The sequence below is a fragment of the Rhodococcus sp. 27YEA6 genome (genome assembly GCF_044908235.1).
Lineage (GTDB): Bacteria > Actinomycetota > Actinomycetes > Mycobacteriales > Mycobacteriaceae > Rhodococcus_F > Rhodococcus_F qingshengii.
In genome coordinates, this window is sequence record NZ_JBIYCY010000004.1 from 343,606 (window position 1) to 357,134 (window position 13,529).

The 13,529-nt window shown below is 63.3% G+C and carries 14 protein-coding genes and 1 pseudogene; 9 read left to right on the forward strand and 6 right to left on the reverse strand.

The window, feature by feature from the left end:
* Positions 1-26 precede the first annotated feature (26 nt).
* Positions 27-1,631: a cytochrome bc complex cytochrome b subunit gene (locus tag ABH939_RS14185; protein WP_007730057.1), complete on the forward strand. Its 1,605-nt coding sequence runs from the start codon at positions 27-29 to the stop codon at positions 1,629-1,631.
* A gap of 149 nt (positions 1,632-1,780) precedes the next feature.
* Here ABH939_RS14185 and ABH939_RS14190 read toward each other — a convergent pair whose 3' ends face one another.
* Positions 1,781-2,077, reverse strand: coding sequence for an antibiotic biosynthesis monooxygenase (locus ABH939_RS14190; protein WP_019748908.1), 297 nt, complete (start codon positions 2,075-2,077; stop codon positions 1,781-1,783).
* A gap of 66 nt (positions 2,078-2,143) precedes the next feature.
* On the opposite strand from ABH939_RS14190, the gene ABH939_RS14195 reads away from it, so the two are divergent.
* Positions 2,144-2,533 (forward strand): DUF3224 domain-containing protein, encoded by a 390-nt coding sequence (locus ABH939_RS14195; RefSeq protein WP_404649730.1) that lies wholly within the window; start codon positions 2,144-2,146, stop codon positions 2,531-2,533.
* Positions 2,534-2,642: 109 nt separating this feature from the next.
* Here ABH939_RS14195 and ABH939_RS14200 read toward each other — a convergent pair whose 3' ends face one another.
* Both ABH939_RS14200 and ABH939_RS14205 read right to left on the reverse strand, forming a co-directional pair.
* On the reverse strand, positions 2,643-3,059 hold the full coding sequence (locus tag ABH939_RS14200) for a cytochrome c oxidase subunit 4 (protein ID WP_003941723.1): 417 nt from the start codon (positions 3,057-3,059) through the stop codon (positions 2,643-2,645).
* A gap of 39 nt (positions 3,060-3,098) precedes the next feature.
* Positions 3,099-4,163 carry a cytochrome c oxidase subunit II gene (locus ABH939_RS14205; protein WP_030537048.1) on the reverse strand — a complete coding sequence of 355 codons (1,065 nt, stop codon included), beginning with the start codon at positions 4,161-4,163 and terminating at the stop codon, positions 3,099-3,101.
* A 319-nt stretch (positions 4,164-4,482) separates the two neighbouring features.
* Between ABH939_RS14205 and asnB the strand changes: the two genes are divergently transcribed.
* Positions 4,483-6,408 (forward strand): asparagine synthase (glutamine-hydrolyzing), encoded by a 1,926-nt coding sequence (gene asnB / locus ABH939_RS14210; protein ID WP_404649731.1) that lies wholly within the window; start codon positions 4,483-4,485, stop codon positions 6,406-6,408.
* A 63-nt stretch (positions 6,409-6,471) separates the two neighbouring features.
* On the opposite strand, the gene ABH939_RS14215 is transcribed toward asnB, so the two are convergent.
* The 3 genes from ABH939_RS14215 to ABH939_RS14225 all read right to left on the reverse strand — a co-directional run bounded on the left by ABH939_RS14215 (position 6,472) and on the right by ABH939_RS14225 (position 9,214).
* Complete coding sequence (locus ABH939_RS14215; RefSeq protein WP_003941700.1) at positions 6,472-7,449, reverse strand: carbohydrate kinase family protein; 978 nt, start codon at positions 7,447-7,449, stop codon at positions 6,472-6,474.
* Between the two features lie 196 nt (positions 7,450-7,645).
* A complete protein-coding gene (locus ABH939_RS14220; RefSeq protein WP_007730053.1) occupies positions 7,646-7,996 on the reverse strand; it encodes an iron-sulfur cluster assembly accessory protein in 351 nt (116 codons plus the stop codon).
* 150 nt (positions 7,997-8,146) lie between these two features.
* Entirely contained in the window at positions 8,147-9,214 is a 1,068-nt protein-coding gene (locus ABH939_RS14225; protein WP_404649732.1) for a glycerate kinase, read from the reverse strand.
* Between the two features lie 134 nt (positions 9,215-9,348).
* Between ABH939_RS14225 and ABH939_RS14230 the strand changes: the two genes are divergently transcribed.
* From ABH939_RS14230 to ABH939_RS14255, 6 genes and pseudogenes are all read left to right on the forward strand, one after another.
* Complete coding sequence (locus ABH939_RS14230) at positions 9,349-10,005, forward strand: DUF3043 domain-containing protein (protein ID WP_007730051.1); 657 nt, start codon at positions 9,349-9,351, stop codon at positions 10,003-10,005.
* A 2-nt stretch (positions 10,006-10,007) separates the two neighbouring features.
* Positions 10,008-10,595: a bifunctional adenosylcobinamide kinase/adenosylcobinamide-phosphate guanylyltransferase gene (gene cobU / locus ABH939_RS14235; RefSeq protein WP_019748913.1), complete on the forward strand. Its 588-nt coding sequence runs from the start codon at positions 10,008-10,010 to the stop codon at positions 10,593-10,595.
* A 23-nt stretch (positions 10,596-10,618) separates the two neighbouring features.
* The gene (gene cobT / locus ABH939_RS14240; protein ID WP_054187294.1) at positions 10,619-11,764 is read left to right on the forward strand and encodes a nicotinate-nucleotide--dimethylbenzimidazole phosphoribosyltransferase; all 1,146 of its coding nucleotides are present in this window, start codon (positions 10,619-10,621) and stop codon (positions 11,762-11,764) included.
* Positions 11,765-11,766: 2 nt separating this feature from the next.
* Complete coding sequence (locus ABH939_RS14245; RefSeq protein ID WP_080961137.1) at positions 11,767-12,534, forward strand: adenosylcobinamide-GDP ribazoletransferase; 768 nt, start codon at positions 11,767-11,769, stop codon at positions 12,532-12,534.
* 9 nt (positions 12,535-12,543) lie between these two features.
* A pseudogene (locus ABH939_RS14250) lies at positions 12,544-13,014 on the forward strand (DJ-1/PfpI family protein); the annotation flags it as partial.
* A 212-nt stretch (positions 13,015-13,226) separates the two neighbouring features.
* A complete protein-coding gene (locus ABH939_RS14255) occupies positions 13,227-13,517 on the forward strand; it encodes a helix-turn-helix domain-containing protein (protein WP_404649733.1) in 291 nt (96 codons plus the stop codon).
* Positions 13,518-13,529 lie beyond the last annotated feature (12 nt).

A 13,529-nucleotide genomic window follows, 5' to 3' on the forward strand; every position in this document is an offset into this window, starting at 1 on the left:
CGGCAGCGGCTGGACAAGCGGAGGCTATGGACTCCCGCTACCACCTCGCCGCAGGCATGCGCCGGCAGATCAACAAGGTCTTCCCGACGCACTGGTCCTTCATGCTCGGCGAGATCGCGCTCTACAGCTTCGTGATCCTGCTGATCTCCGGAGTGTTCCTGACGCTGTTCTTCGATCCGTCGATGGCACACGTCGTCTACCAGGGCGCATACCAGCCGCTTCGCGGTGTCACGATGTCTCGCGCCTACGAGACGACCCTGAACATCTCCTTCGAGGTACGCGGCGGTCTCTTCGTTCGCCAGATTCACCACTGGGCTGCACTGATGTTCGCGGCGTCGATCATCGTTCACCTCGCTCGCATCTTCTTCACCGGCGCCTTCCGTCGCCCACGTGAAGCGAACTGGGTCATCGGCTGCCTGCTGCTCATCCTGGCGATGTTCGAAGGCTTCTTCGGTTACACCATCCCCGACGACCTGCTCTCGGGCACCGGCCTCCGCGCCGCCTTCGGTGGTATCACGATGAGTATCCCGATCGTCGGTACCTGGATGCACTGGCTGATCTTCGACGGCGACTTCCCCGGCGACCTCATCATCCCGCGTCTCTACGTCGCTCACGTGCTGCTGTTCCCGGGCATCATCCTGGCTCTGATCGCCGGCCACCTCGCGTTGGTCTGGTACCAGAAGCACACGCAGTTCCCCGGCCCCGGCCGTACGGAACAGAACGTCGTCGGCGTGCGCATCCTCCCGGTCTTCGCGATGAAGGGTGGCGCGTTCTTCGCCATGACCTTCGGCGTGCTCGCACTGCTCGGTGGTCTGTTCCAGATCAACCCCGTGTGGAACATCGGTCCGTACAACCCGTCACAGGTCTCGGCAGGTTCCCAGCCCGATATCTACATGATGTGGACGGACGGCCTTGCTCGACTGTGGCCGGCGTGGGAGATCTACCTGTTCAACCGGTACACGATCCCTGCAGTGTTCGCCGTCGCCCTGATCATGGGCCTCGTCTTCGCACTGTTGATCGCGTACCCGTGGATCGAGAAGCGTCTCACCGGAGACGACGCTCACCACAACATCCTGCAGCGCCCGCGCGACGTGCCGGTCCGTACCGCTATCGGTGCGATGTCCATCGCGTTCTACCTGGTGCTCACGATCTCCTGCATCAACGACATCATCGCGTACCACCTGCACATCTCGCTGAACGCAATGACGTGGATCGGCCGTATCGGCATGGTCATCCTTCCGCCCATCGCGTACTTCGTGACGTACCGGTTCTGCATCGGCCTGCAGCGCAGTGACCGTGCAGTCCTCGAACACGGCATCGAGACCGGCATCATCAAGCGGATGCCGAACGGCCAGTACATCGAGATCCACCAGCCGCTCGGCCCCGTCGACGAGCACGGACACCCGATCCCGCTCGAGTACCAGGGTGCTGCTGTCCCGAAGAAGATGAACAAGCTCGGCCTCGCCGGCAAGCCCGGTAGCGGTAGCCTGATCACCGCTGACCCAGTCGAGGAGAGCGAGGCTCTCGAAGCCGCTCATCACGAAGCTGAGCACGAGCAGCTTCAGATCCTTCTGGACTACCAGAACCGAACCAACGGCAAGTCCGATGGTTCCAGTGGAGAACTCCACTAAGAACGTCAGTTGACCAGTGAGGCCCCGAACCGGATTCCGGTTCGGGGCCTCACTCGTTCTCTGAGCGATTCAGTATGGACAACCTCCAAGTGGGCACCACTCCCCCGGTTCGTTGTCCGAGCGCCGACAACAGCAGGCACTACGCTTTGCTAGACCTCGAGCACAGTCGAATAGTGCTCCACCGTCGGGAACGGCTCGTAGAAGTGATGGAGAAGTTCTCGCCACTTCTCGTATCCTGGCGACTTACGGAACCCGATGGTGTGTGACTCCACGTCTTCCCACTCGACCAGCAGGAGATATCGCTCCGGTGATTCCAGGCAGTGCGAGAGCCGCAGCCTGATGAATCCGGGAACCTCGGAGATGATGGTTCGGGCCACGTCGAATGCGGCCTCGAAACGCGCTGACTGCGACGGATCGACCTGCAGGACGGCATGTTCGAGAATCATCTACCGAGTGTTGCACGTTCTCGGGAGTCCCCTCGAGGCGTTGTCGCCTGGTGAGATACTCGGACCATGACATCCCATGCACGCGGCACCTTCGAGATCGATCTTCGCCCCGCCGATCCTGAGCTCTCCGGACGCGTCGGACGCTTCGAGTTCGACAAGACGTTCATCGGCGGCGTCGAAGGCACGTCGTCCGGCCTGATGCTGTCCGCGGGCGATCCGACAGCCGATGCAGCGGGCTATGTCGCTTTGGAGTTTGTCACGGGGCAGGTCGACGAAGCTGTGGGATCGTTCGCCCTGCAGCAGTTCGGTCAGATGATCGACGGAACGCAGAAGCTTCTGTACGAGATCGTGCCGGGGTCCGGAACCGGCGAGTTGAAGGGCATCGCAGGCACTCTCGAGCTGGAGGTCGTCGACGGTCTGCACCGCTACGACCTCGAATACTCGCTCCACGATTGACAGAGAGCGGCTGTTGACAGGCACCCTCCTACCACCGAAACTCACATAAACGACAACAGAGGCGCCGTACCCGGGTGGGTGCGGCGCCTCTGTTCGAGTGCGGGTGAAACTAGTGCTTCTCGGGTCCGGTGTAGTACTCGAACACCAGGCCTGCGGCTGCGGCGAGCACACAGACAACTGCGACTGCGATGAGCCACGGCTGGAAGTACGCCAGCGACACTGCCGCGAGTGCAGCAGCAGCGGCAAGCAGGATCGGCCAGAAGCTACCCGGGCTGAAGAAGCCCAGTTCTCCTGCACCATCCGAGATTTCAGCGTCGTCGTAGTCCTCGGGACGGGTGTCCAGACGACGGGCGACGAAGCGGAAGTAGGTACCCACGATGAGCGTCAGACCTGCAGACAGGACGATGGCCGTCAGTCCGGCCCACTCGATACCTGTGCGTGACAGAGCGGTGAACACTCCGTAGATGATCGCGACGAGAATGAAGAACATCGTCAGGATCTCGAAGAGCTTGGCTTCGATCTTCATATCAGCACTTGTCCTTGTTCAGTGAAGAGGCTGGCCGGCTCAGTTGCCTGCAGTGGCGACGGTTGCCTGACGGTACTCGCGGTCGGTGTTGAACGGCGTGGTCGACGTAGCCACCGGCGACTGACCGATTGCCTGCAGAGCCTCAGCGGTCGTCAGACCACCCTTGCCCTCCGCGTCACCCTTGCGCAGTTCGATGTACTTGGCGAAGTCCTCGGGCGAAACCGCACGAACCTCGAAGTTCATCATCGCGTGGAACGTGCCACACATTTCTGCACAACGCCCGACGAACGCGCCTTCCTTCTCGATCTCACTGATCTGGAAGATGTTGTCCGAGTGGTTCTCCTTGGGGTTCGGGAGAACGTCGCGCTTGAACAGGAACTCAGGCACCCAGAAAGCGTGGATGACGTCCGAGGAAGCAAGTTCAAACTGGATCCGCTTGCCGGTGGGCAGAACGAGAATCGGGATCTCCTGGCTGGAGCCGACGGTCTCGATCTTGTCGTAGTGCAGGTAGCTCAGGTCCTCGGTGCTGTTGCCGTGGATCGGGCCGGGGACTTCTTCCCCGTGTTCGTTCACGGTGGAACCCTCGGTCTTTGCAGCCTCTTCGGCCTCGACGTCGATTCCGTTGTACTTGGCGGAGCCGTCACCGAACTCGATGGAGCGGTAGCCGAACTTCCAGTTCCACTGGAAGGCCGTGACGTCTACGACGACGTCAGGATTGTCCGTCTTGTCCAGAACGTGGTTCTGAACGATGACGGTGAAGTAGAAGAGAACCGCGATGATGACGAAGGGAACTGCCGTGTAACCGAGTTCGAGCGGCACGTTGTATGCCGTCTGACGCGGGAATTCCGGCGAGTCCTTCTTCTTGCGGTGGAAGATGACGGCCCAGAAGACCAGCCCCCACACCAGCACACCCATGACGAGGGCGGCTACAACCGACCACGTCCACAGCTCACGCATGCGCGTCGCCTCCGGGGTGATGCCCGAAGGCCACCCGAAACGAAGCACTTCGTTGTCGATGGAGCAACCCGACAGCAGCAAGGCAGCAATGCCCAGAGATACTGCCAGCCCCGCTCGCCGAAGGATCCGACCTTGCGCCACGTTCACGCCTTCCTGATCGCCACAAAATTCAACTAGGGCATGCCCGGAGGGAAGGCCCAATTACTACGCAGCGTAGACCAAAGCCGGGCGCTATCCATCCTCGGGTCCTCGCCCGTGTCGCGGCGGACGTCACACAGCTCTCTCAGGTGCTGCTCAGGAACGGCTCAGGTCGTTTCGGCGACGCACATCACGTCGATTCGTTCCGCCGCGATCGGCAGGGACGTCGATCTGCGGCATACTTTCGTCAAGAGTTCGTTGACCTCTCCCCGACACTCGTGTCCGGGAGCCTTCTGTACAAAAATTCTGAATCGAGGAACCGGACGCTGTGTGTGGACTGCTCGGGCTACTGACATCTGGCGGAACCAGCGAGGACGCCGTCTCGCGGGTCGACCAGGCGATGCATTGCCTTCGTCACCGCGGGCCGGACGAACACGGGACGTGGAACGACGATCACCTCGTCTTCGGGTTCAACCGCCTGGCGATCATCGACATCGCTCATTCCCACCAGCCGCTGCGTTGGGGCCCACCGGAGAACCCGGAGCGTTATGCGCTCACGTTCAACGGCGAGATCTACAACTACTTGGAGATCCGCGCCGAACTGGTCAAGGACCACGACGCCAAGTTCTTCACCGAGGGCGACTCCGAGGCCATCGTCGCTGCATTCCACTACTGGGGTGAGGACGCGGTCCGGCGCCTGCGCGGAATGTTCGCGTTCGCGATCTGGGACACCGACACACGCGAGCTGTTCATCGCGCGCGATCCATTCGGGATCAAGCCGCTGTTCATCGCGACCGGCGCCGGCGGCACCGCGTTCGGCAGCGAGAAGAAGAGCCTGCTCGAACTCACCGATCTGATCGGCATCGGTACCGAGCTGGATCCGCGTGCCATCGAGCACTACACCGTTCTGCAGTACGTACCGGAGCCGGAAACACTGCACAAGCAGATCCGACGCCTGGAGTCGGGCAGCTTCGCCCGGGTGCGTCCGGGCGAGGAGCCCACGTTCACGCGGTATTTCACGCCGAAGTTCCCGGCCAAGCCTTTTGCACCTGGCACCGAGAAGGCGCGCTACCAGGAAATCGCCGAGGCACTCGAGGATTCGGTCGCCAAGCACATGCGCGCCGACGTCACCGTCGGTTCGTTCCTGTCCGGTGGTATCGACTCCACGGCGATCGCGGCGCTGGCGATGCGCCACAACCCCAACCTGATCACCTTCACGACCGGTTTCGAACGTGAGGGCTATTCCGAGGTCGACGTCGCTGCAGAATCTGCCGCAGCGATCGGCGCGAAGCACGTCGTCAAGGTGGTCTCCCCCGCCGAGTTCGCCGCTGCCATTCCCGAGATCGTCTGGTACCTCGACGACCCGGTGGCCGATCCGGCATTGATTCCGCTGTGGTTCATCGCGAAGGAAGCTCGCAAGCACGTCAAGGTGGTGCTGTCCGGCGAGGGCGCCGACGAGCTGTTCGGCGGCTACACGATCTACCGTGAACCGTTGTCGCTCAAGCCTTTCGAGTACCTCCCCAAGGGACTGCGTCGGGCTGCGGGCAAGTTGTCCGAACGCATCCCGGACGGCACTCGCGGCAAGAGTCTGCTCAACCGCGGTTCCTTGACGCTCGAGGAGCGCTACTACGGAAATGCTCGTAGCTTCAACGACGCTCAGCTCCGCGCTGTCCTGCGCGACTTCCGCCCCGAGTGGACTCACCAGGACGTCACTGCGCCGATCTACGCGCAGTCACGGGACTGGGATCCGGTTGCGCGGATGCAGCATCTCGACCTGTTCACCTGGCTGCGCGGCGACATCCTCGTCAAGGCAGACAAGATGACGATGGCCAACTCGCTGGAACTGCGTGTGCCGTTCCTCGATCCCGAGGTCTTCGACGTCGCGTCACGCGTACCGCTCGATCAGAAGATCACGAAGGACACGACCAAATACGCACTGCGCCAGGCCCTGGAAGGCATTGTGCCGCACCATGTTCTGCACCGCGCGAAGCTCGGATTCCCGGTTCCCCTGCGCCATTGGCTGCGCGGCACCGAACTCTTCGACTGGGCTCATCTGCAGATCGAGGAGTCGGGTACCGACCACATCTTCGACAAGCAGGCCGTCGTGAAGATGCTCAACGATCACCGCGAGGGCGTGTCCGACCACAGCCGACGCCTGTGGACCGTCCTGACCTTCATGGTCTGGCACGGAATCTTCGTGGAGACGCGCATCGTGCCGCAGATCCAGGAGCCGGTGTACCCGGTCAATATCTAGGCCTTCGGCCCCGTGAGCGGTTAGGGAGTCTCCGGACTCCTCAACCACTCACGGGGCGGAGCCCTACTTCGGCAGGATCGTCGCGATCTCGTCCGCTGCCGCGCTGCCGTATGCGTCGGTAAGGCGCTTGAGTGCCTCGTCGCGATTGAACACCCACTCCTGCGTTCCCACGGTCTCGAGAATCAACACAGCGACCAAAGATCCCAACTGTGCAGCACGCTCGAAGCTCAGACCGGCGCCGTGTGCGAGCAGGAACCCGGCGCGGAAGCCGTCACCAACGCCCGTCGGATCCACCTTGCCGGTCTCGGGCACTACGTCGACGCGCACCCAATTACCTTCGGCGTCAACAATTTCCACACCCTTGGAGCCGAGGGTGGTGACACGGATGCCGACCTGCGCGCGGATCTCTTCCTCGCTCAGACCAGTCTTCTGCTGAAGCAGACCCCACTCGTACTCGTTGGTGAACAAGTACTTCGCGCCGTGAATGAGCGCCTTGGCCTCGTCACCGGACAGGCGGGCGAGCTGCTGCGACGGATCCGCTGCGAACGGAATCCCGAGCAGACGGCATTCGTCGGTATGGCGAACCATGGCCTCGGGGTCGTTGGCGCCGATCAGTACCAACTCGACTGCGCCCGCAGTCTTGGCCACTGCCGCGAGTTCGATCTCGCGAGCCTCGCTCATCGCACCGGGGTAGAACGACGCGATCTGCGCCATGTCCTCGTCGGTGGTGCACACGAAACGCGCCGTATGTGCCTTGTCCGAGATACGGACCGCGCTGCAGTCGACGCCGTTGTCCTCGAGCCACGTGCGGTACTCGGCGAAGTCGGCACCGACTGCGCCGACGAGTAGCGGGGACCCACCGAGCACGCCCATGGCGTAAGCGATGTTGCCGCCGACACCACCGCGGCGAATCACGAGATCGTCGACCAGGAAACTCAGCGAAACGTGGGCGAGCTGATCGGCGAGGAGCTGATCGGCGAAGCGGCCGGGGAAGCGCATCAAGTGGTCGGTGGCGATGGAACCGGTTACCGCAATAGTCACGGATCGTGGCCTTTCAGCGAAGTGAGTACAAGAATGAAAGAGGAGCAAAAGTTCACGTTACCGCCCGTAGCGCCGTCATCGGCGCCCGAGCTGTCGGATCGGAACGGTCTACGTACGAGTCACCACAAACAACTGACGCGAAACCGAATGTCGGTTCCGCGTCAGTTGTTCGTGAATTGAGTTGTGATCGACAGACTCAGTTGAACGAGTCACCGCAGGCGCAGGAGCCTGTTGCATTGGGGTTGTCGATCGAGAAGCCCTGCTGCTCGATGGTGTCTAGGAAGTCGATGGACGCACCTTCGACGTACGGCGCGCTCATCCGGTCGACAACCAGGTTGACGCCGTTGAAGTCGACAGTGAGGTCACCGTCGAGCGTGCGGTCGTCGAAGAACAGCTGGTACTTCAGTCCGGCACAGCCGCCGGGCTGCACTGCAATACGCAGCGCGAGGTCGTCGCGACCCTCCTGATCGAAGAGTGCCTTCGCCTTGGCGGACGCGGCCTCGGTCATCTTGACGCCGTGGGTGGCGGTCTCGTTCTGCACAGTCATGGGCTCTCCCTAATGTTCGTACCAACCCGTGAACGCTTCAACGGTACGCCGCTGCCGACTTATTCCCGCCAGTCCTTTACCGGGTGCGATTCGTCTTCATCCTATCCGGTCTTCCCGACACGGCAACGGCGCGTCGACGCTTGTGGATCCTCAGCTCCGGACGCCGCGCCAGAAGTTCCACTCGCGTGCCGTGTGTTCGGCGAGTCCCTCGAGACACGCCGACGCTTCCTCCATCGCACGTTCCACCGACCCGGCGAAATCCGTCACCGACTTCGCCGCGACTATCGAGGTCGACGCATAGTCCGCCTCGTCGAGCGTCACCTGGCCGGCAAAGACGAGCGTCGGAACGCCGTGCGCTGCCCCCGCCGAAGCGAGCGTTGTGACGAGTTTGCCGCGCAGAGATTGGTGGTCGAACTTGCCTTCGCCTGTGATCACCAGGTCAGCGGAAGCCAGTAGCGCGGCCTGTCCGGTGCGATCCGCGACGACGTCGGCCCCGGATCGCCGCTGTGCACCGAGCGCAAAGAGCGCGGCACCGATACCACCCGCGGCGCCGGCACCCGGAAAATTCGACACTCGTTTTCCGGTGACGGACTCCAACTGTTCGGCCCATCTCGCGTTGCTCGCTTCGAGGACTGCGACGGCTTCGGCGTCGGCGCCCTTTTGCGGGCCGAACACCGCTGCCGCACCGTGCTCGCCGAGAAGTACGTGTTCGACGTCGGTGGCGGCGACCAACTGAATGCCTGCCGTAGCCGCCGTTGCAGCCTCCAGGCCGCCCAGCGCCTCCACCAGTCCACGTCCCCCGTCGGTGCAGCAACTCCCACCGAGTCCGACGACAACCGTCTTCACGCCTGCCTCGAGCGCGACAGCGATCAGCTCTCCCACACCGAGACTGTGCGCGGCGAGTGCAGTGTCCCGCGTCGGCGGACCTCCGAGCAGGCCGAGCCCGACGGCCTCGGCGGACTCGATGTACGCCGTGTCCGAATCGAACAGCCACGTGGCGTCGACGGCGGCGGCCAAAGGCCCGGACACCCGTGCAGTCCGGATGTCGCCCCCGGCCGTGGCCAAGACGTCGACGAATCCCGGACCACCGTCGGATTGTGGCGCGGTGACGACGTCGTCGCCGGGTCGACCGCGCCGCCAGCCGGCAGAAATGGATTCGGCCGCCGCGACGGCAGTCAGGGTTTCGCCGAATGAATCCGGAGCAACTATTACCCGCATAGCCGAAGTCTAAGAGTCGCGAATGACCCCGATGTTTCACGATCTCGCGCGTTTCAGTGCCTCGGGCGATCGGGTTTTTCAGAAAGACCGAGGTCGGTTTCCCAGACCGTGCACTTATCCAATAGCCTGGAGGTGTGAAATTGCTACGCCGCGGTGACTCAGACAACTCCGACAAACGTGACGTCGAGGGCACTGAGGCATCCTCGGCCTCCGAAGAGGCGCCCATCGAGCAGGTGGGCAAGGGCCGCCCCACACCCAAGCGTCGTGACGCCGAGGCGAAGAGGCGTGGCCCCGTTGCCCCTGCCCCGCTGACCGCGAAGGAAGCCCGCGCCCGCCGCAAGGCGACCCGCGGCTCCAAGGAGGACCGCAAGGCCGAAGCCGCCGAGCGTCGCGCATCGTCGGCAGACCGCCGCGCCCGCATGCTCGCCGGCGAGGACAAGTACCTGCTCCCCCGCGACAAGGGACCGGTTCGCGCCTACGTCCGTGACTTCATCGACGCTCGCCGCAACCTCGTCGGGCTGTTCATGCCGCTCGCGTTGATCCTCATCATGACTATGTTCGTCACGCCCGCGCTCCAGCAGATCGTCACACTGGCAATGCTCGTGATGATGCTCTTCATGGTCGGTGAAGGCATCTGGCTCGGTCGCATGATCAACAACCGCGTCGCCGAGCGCTTCCCCGACAGCACCGACGGCGGATTCAAGCTCGGCTGGTACGCGTTCGTTCGCGCGTCGCAGATCCGCAAGCTGCGCGCACCGAAGCCTCGTGTGGGGCCGGGCGACGCAATCTGAGCGTGACGAACACGTATAGAACTTTGGTCCTCGGCGGCGCGCGGTCTGGTAAGTCCGCGCACGCCGAGGATTTGGTTTGTGCAGGCCACTTACCCGAAAGTTCGGCACCGATCCGGTACCTGGCGACAGCCAGACGTGATGTCTCCGACGCAGACTGGGAGAGCCGGATCGACCAGCACCGCAACAGACGGCCTTCTCATTGGTCGACTGTCGAAACCGCAGCTGCCGGTGACCTCGCGGCGCAGCTCGAAAGCGATTCACACACAGCGACGTTGGTCGACGATCTGGGAACGTGGCTGACCGCGGAACTCGATCGGCAAGGCGCCTGGGACGCACCGCGCGGCACCGTCACGCCAGCGGCGGACAGCCTGGTCGCCAGTGTCGAGAACTACCGCGGACACCTGGTGCTGGTCAGCCCCGAAGTGGGTTTGGCCGTCATCCCCGAGACGCGGTCCGGACGATTGTTCCGCGACGAGATCGGCACTCTCAACGCTCGTATCGCCGCGGTGTGCGATCGTGTCGTACTAGTGGTTGCAGGGTTACCGCTCATCTTGAAAGATACTGCTGCACAACCGGAAGGCACGATGTGAGTACCGAGGCCAATCCAGGGGCCATTTCAGGGGCGAATCCAGATGCCAACCCTGACGTCGCGCCAGTCAGTAGCGCCGACTTCGAACCCGTCACCCCGCCCGACCGCGAGGTGCGAGCGCAGGCCGATGCGCGTCAGCGTGATCTGACCAAGCCGGCCGGTTCGCTGGGCCGACTGGAGGCTCTCGCCGGCTGGGCATCAGCCTGCCAAGGAGTTTGTCCCCCACACGCTTTCGCTCGGCCTCGCGTCGTCGTGTTCGCGGGTGATCACGGAATCGCCCGCAACGGCGTCTCCGCCTATCCGCCGGAAGTGACCGCACAGATGGTCGCCAACTTCCTCGGGGGCGGCGCGGCGGTCAACGTCCTCGCCGAGGTTGCCGGCGCCACGGTACGCGTCGTCGACATCGCAGTGGACGGCGATACCGATCCGTCCGTCTCGAACCACAAGGTACGCAGGTCTTCCGGGTCCATCGACCGCGAAGACGCCATGTCGAACGAGGAAACCCTTCAGGCCATCGCCGCCGGCCGAGCGATCGCGGACGAGGAAATCGACGGGGGCGCAGATCTTCTCATCGCCGGCGACATGGGCATCGGCAATACGACGCCCGCAACCGTACTCATCGCCGCACTCACGGACAGTGAACCCGTCGCGGTCGTGGGTCGAGGTACCGGTATCGACGACGCCGGATGGATCCGCAAGACCGCAGCGATTCGCGACGCTCTCCGGCGTGCCCGTCCGCACGTTCGCGACACAGTCGCGCTGCTGCGCACGTCTTCGGGTGCCGACCTCGCCGCGATGGCCGGCTTTCTGGCCCAGGCAGCTTCGCGTCGTACGCCGGTGATCCTCGACGGCGTTGTGGTCACCGCAGCCGCCATGGTTGCCGACGAACTGGCTTTCGGCGCACGTGAATGGTGGGTCGCCGGACACCGCTCCACCGAACCCGCCCACACCATCGCATTGACCCGAATGGGTCTCGACCCGATCGTCGAGTTCGACATGCGTCTCGGTGAAGGTTCAGGTGCAGTCACAGCGCTCCCGATTCTTCAGGGCGCAGTGGCAATCCTGAGCAAGATGGCGACATTCTCCGAAGCCGGTGTCAGCACTCAGGGCAGCGCACCTGCCGACGAACCGGAGTCGATCGACCTGACCAAGACCGATACGGCGGAGTGAGCGTGGCGGGCCCGCTGTCCGGAGTGCCGCTGGCCTTCTCGTGGCTGACGGTCCTTCCGGTTCGTGGTCCCTCCGACATCGATCGAACTGCCGGCCGTCGCGCCATCGCCGCAGCTCCGCTCACCGGGATCGCTCTCGGCATTGCCGCGACGTTTCTGCTCTGGGGCACAACCAGTATCGGCCTGAATCCCTATCTCGCAGGCTTGCTGACGGTAGGTGCGCTCGCTCTCGGGACACGCGGGATGCACGTGGACGGACTGGCAGACTCCGTCGACGGACTGGGTTGTTACGGTCCACCGGAGCGCGCCCGCGAGGTCATGCACAGCGGCGGTGCCGGACCGTTCGGGGTCGCGGCACTGTTCATCTTCCTTGGGCTGCAATCGGTCTCCTTCGGCGTCCTCGCTGTTGCCGACTCCCCCACGCAGTGGATCGCCGTTCTCGTATCTGTCGCTGCGGGTCGTGTGGCCGTCGTTTTTGCCTGCCGCCGAGGTATTCTCGCGTCGAGCCCGAGCGGATTCGGTGCGCTCGTCGCCGATTCACAACCGCTGTGGGCCGCAATCGTGTGGTCGGTTCCGCTGATCGCCGCTTCCGGCTTTGCCACCGACCGGTGGTGGCTCGGCCCTCTCGTGACCGCGTCGGCGCTGGTGATCAGTGTGCTGTGCGTGCGTCACTGCGTCCGTAGATTCGGCGGACTCAACGGAGACGTTCTCGGATTCGCACTCGAACTCACTGTGACGCTGACGGCCGTCGGCCTCACTCTCGGACTGTGATCCGACGTCGTGCGAGTAGGTGTCCTTGCGTACGAAGGTTGCCTCGCGGCCGAGATCTTCGTTTTCACCGACCTTCTCCTGATCGCCAATCGCGTCGCTGATGGAGCGCCCGCCGACCCCTTCGAGGTATCGGTCATCGCAGCGTCCGGCACGCCCGTCGTTGCGGCAGGTGGATTTTCGCTCGGCGTGCAGGAGGGGCATCACGACATCGATCACCTGGTTGTGCCGGGGTTCGAACTCGTGCCGTCCGAAGACCCTGCGACGCGTTTGTCGCTGTGGGACAGAGAAATCGAGTTCATCCGTGCGTGCGAGGCGCGCGGCGTTCGGGTGTCGTCGGTCTGCGTCGGCGCGTATCTGCTGGGCGAGGCGGGACTGCTCGACGGACGCCGATGTACGACGTCGTGGCTGTACGGTGCGGACCTCGCAAGTCGTTACCCCGGTGCGACGGTTCGAACCGACTCGTTGATCGTCCAGGACGACGGCGTCACCACCACTGCTGCGTTCACCGCCGCGCTCGACCTCGCAACAGCACTCGTGCGCGAGCATCTCGGCGACAAGATTGCGCGTACAACCGCAAGAATTACGCTGGCGCCCGAAAACCGAACCAGTCAAGCTCCGTACATCCTCGACTCGATGCTGCCCGCCAAACACACACAGTTTGCCGACGACGTCGGAAGGTGCTGGTCGAACGGATGGCGGAACCTTACGACTTGGATCTGCTGTCGAGTGCTTTTCACCTCAGCACCCGAACCATGCTTCGGAAGTTCAAGGACGAGACCGGGGAATCGCCGCGCAGTTATCTGCAGCGTGCACGGATCCGAAAAGCGAAACGGTTGTTGGAATCGACCGACTGGTCTCTCGGAAAGATCCTGGGGCACATCGGCTATCAGGATCCTGGAACCTTCCGTCGCCTGTTCACCGACCGCGTCGGCATCAGCCCGGCCGACTACCGAAAGCGATTCCGCAACGGCGGCGCGGGATAGGTGCGTGGCGAG

Coding starts and splice junctions, on each gene's coding strand:
- ABH939_RS14195 (WP_404649730.1), top strand. CDS start 2,144: ATGACATCCCATGCACGCGGCACCTTCGAGATCGATCTTCGCCCCGCC.
- ABH939_RS14220 (WP_007730053.1), bottom strand. CDS start 7,996: ATGACTGTGCAGAACGAGACCGCCACCCACGGCGTCAAGATGACCGAG.
- ABH939_RS14200 (WP_003941723.1), bottom strand. CDS start 3,059: ATGAAGATCGAAGCCAAGCTCTTCGAGATCCTGACGATGTTCTTCATT.
- ABH939_RS14225 (WP_404649732.1), bottom strand. CDS start 9,214: ATGCGGGTAATAGTTGCTCCGGATTCATTCGGCGAAACCCTGACTGCC.
- ABH939_RS14255 (WP_404649733.1), top strand. CDS start 13,227: ATGGCGGAACCTTACGACTTGGATCTGCTGTCGAGTGCTTTTCACCTC.
- ABH939_RS14185 (WP_007730057.1), top strand. CDS start 27: ATGGACTCCCGCTACCACCTCGCCGCAGGCATGCGCCGGCAGATCAAC.
- ABH939_RS14190 (WP_019748908.1), bottom strand. CDS start 2,077: ATGATTCTCGAACATGCCGTCCTGCAGGTCGATCCGTCGCAGTCAGCG.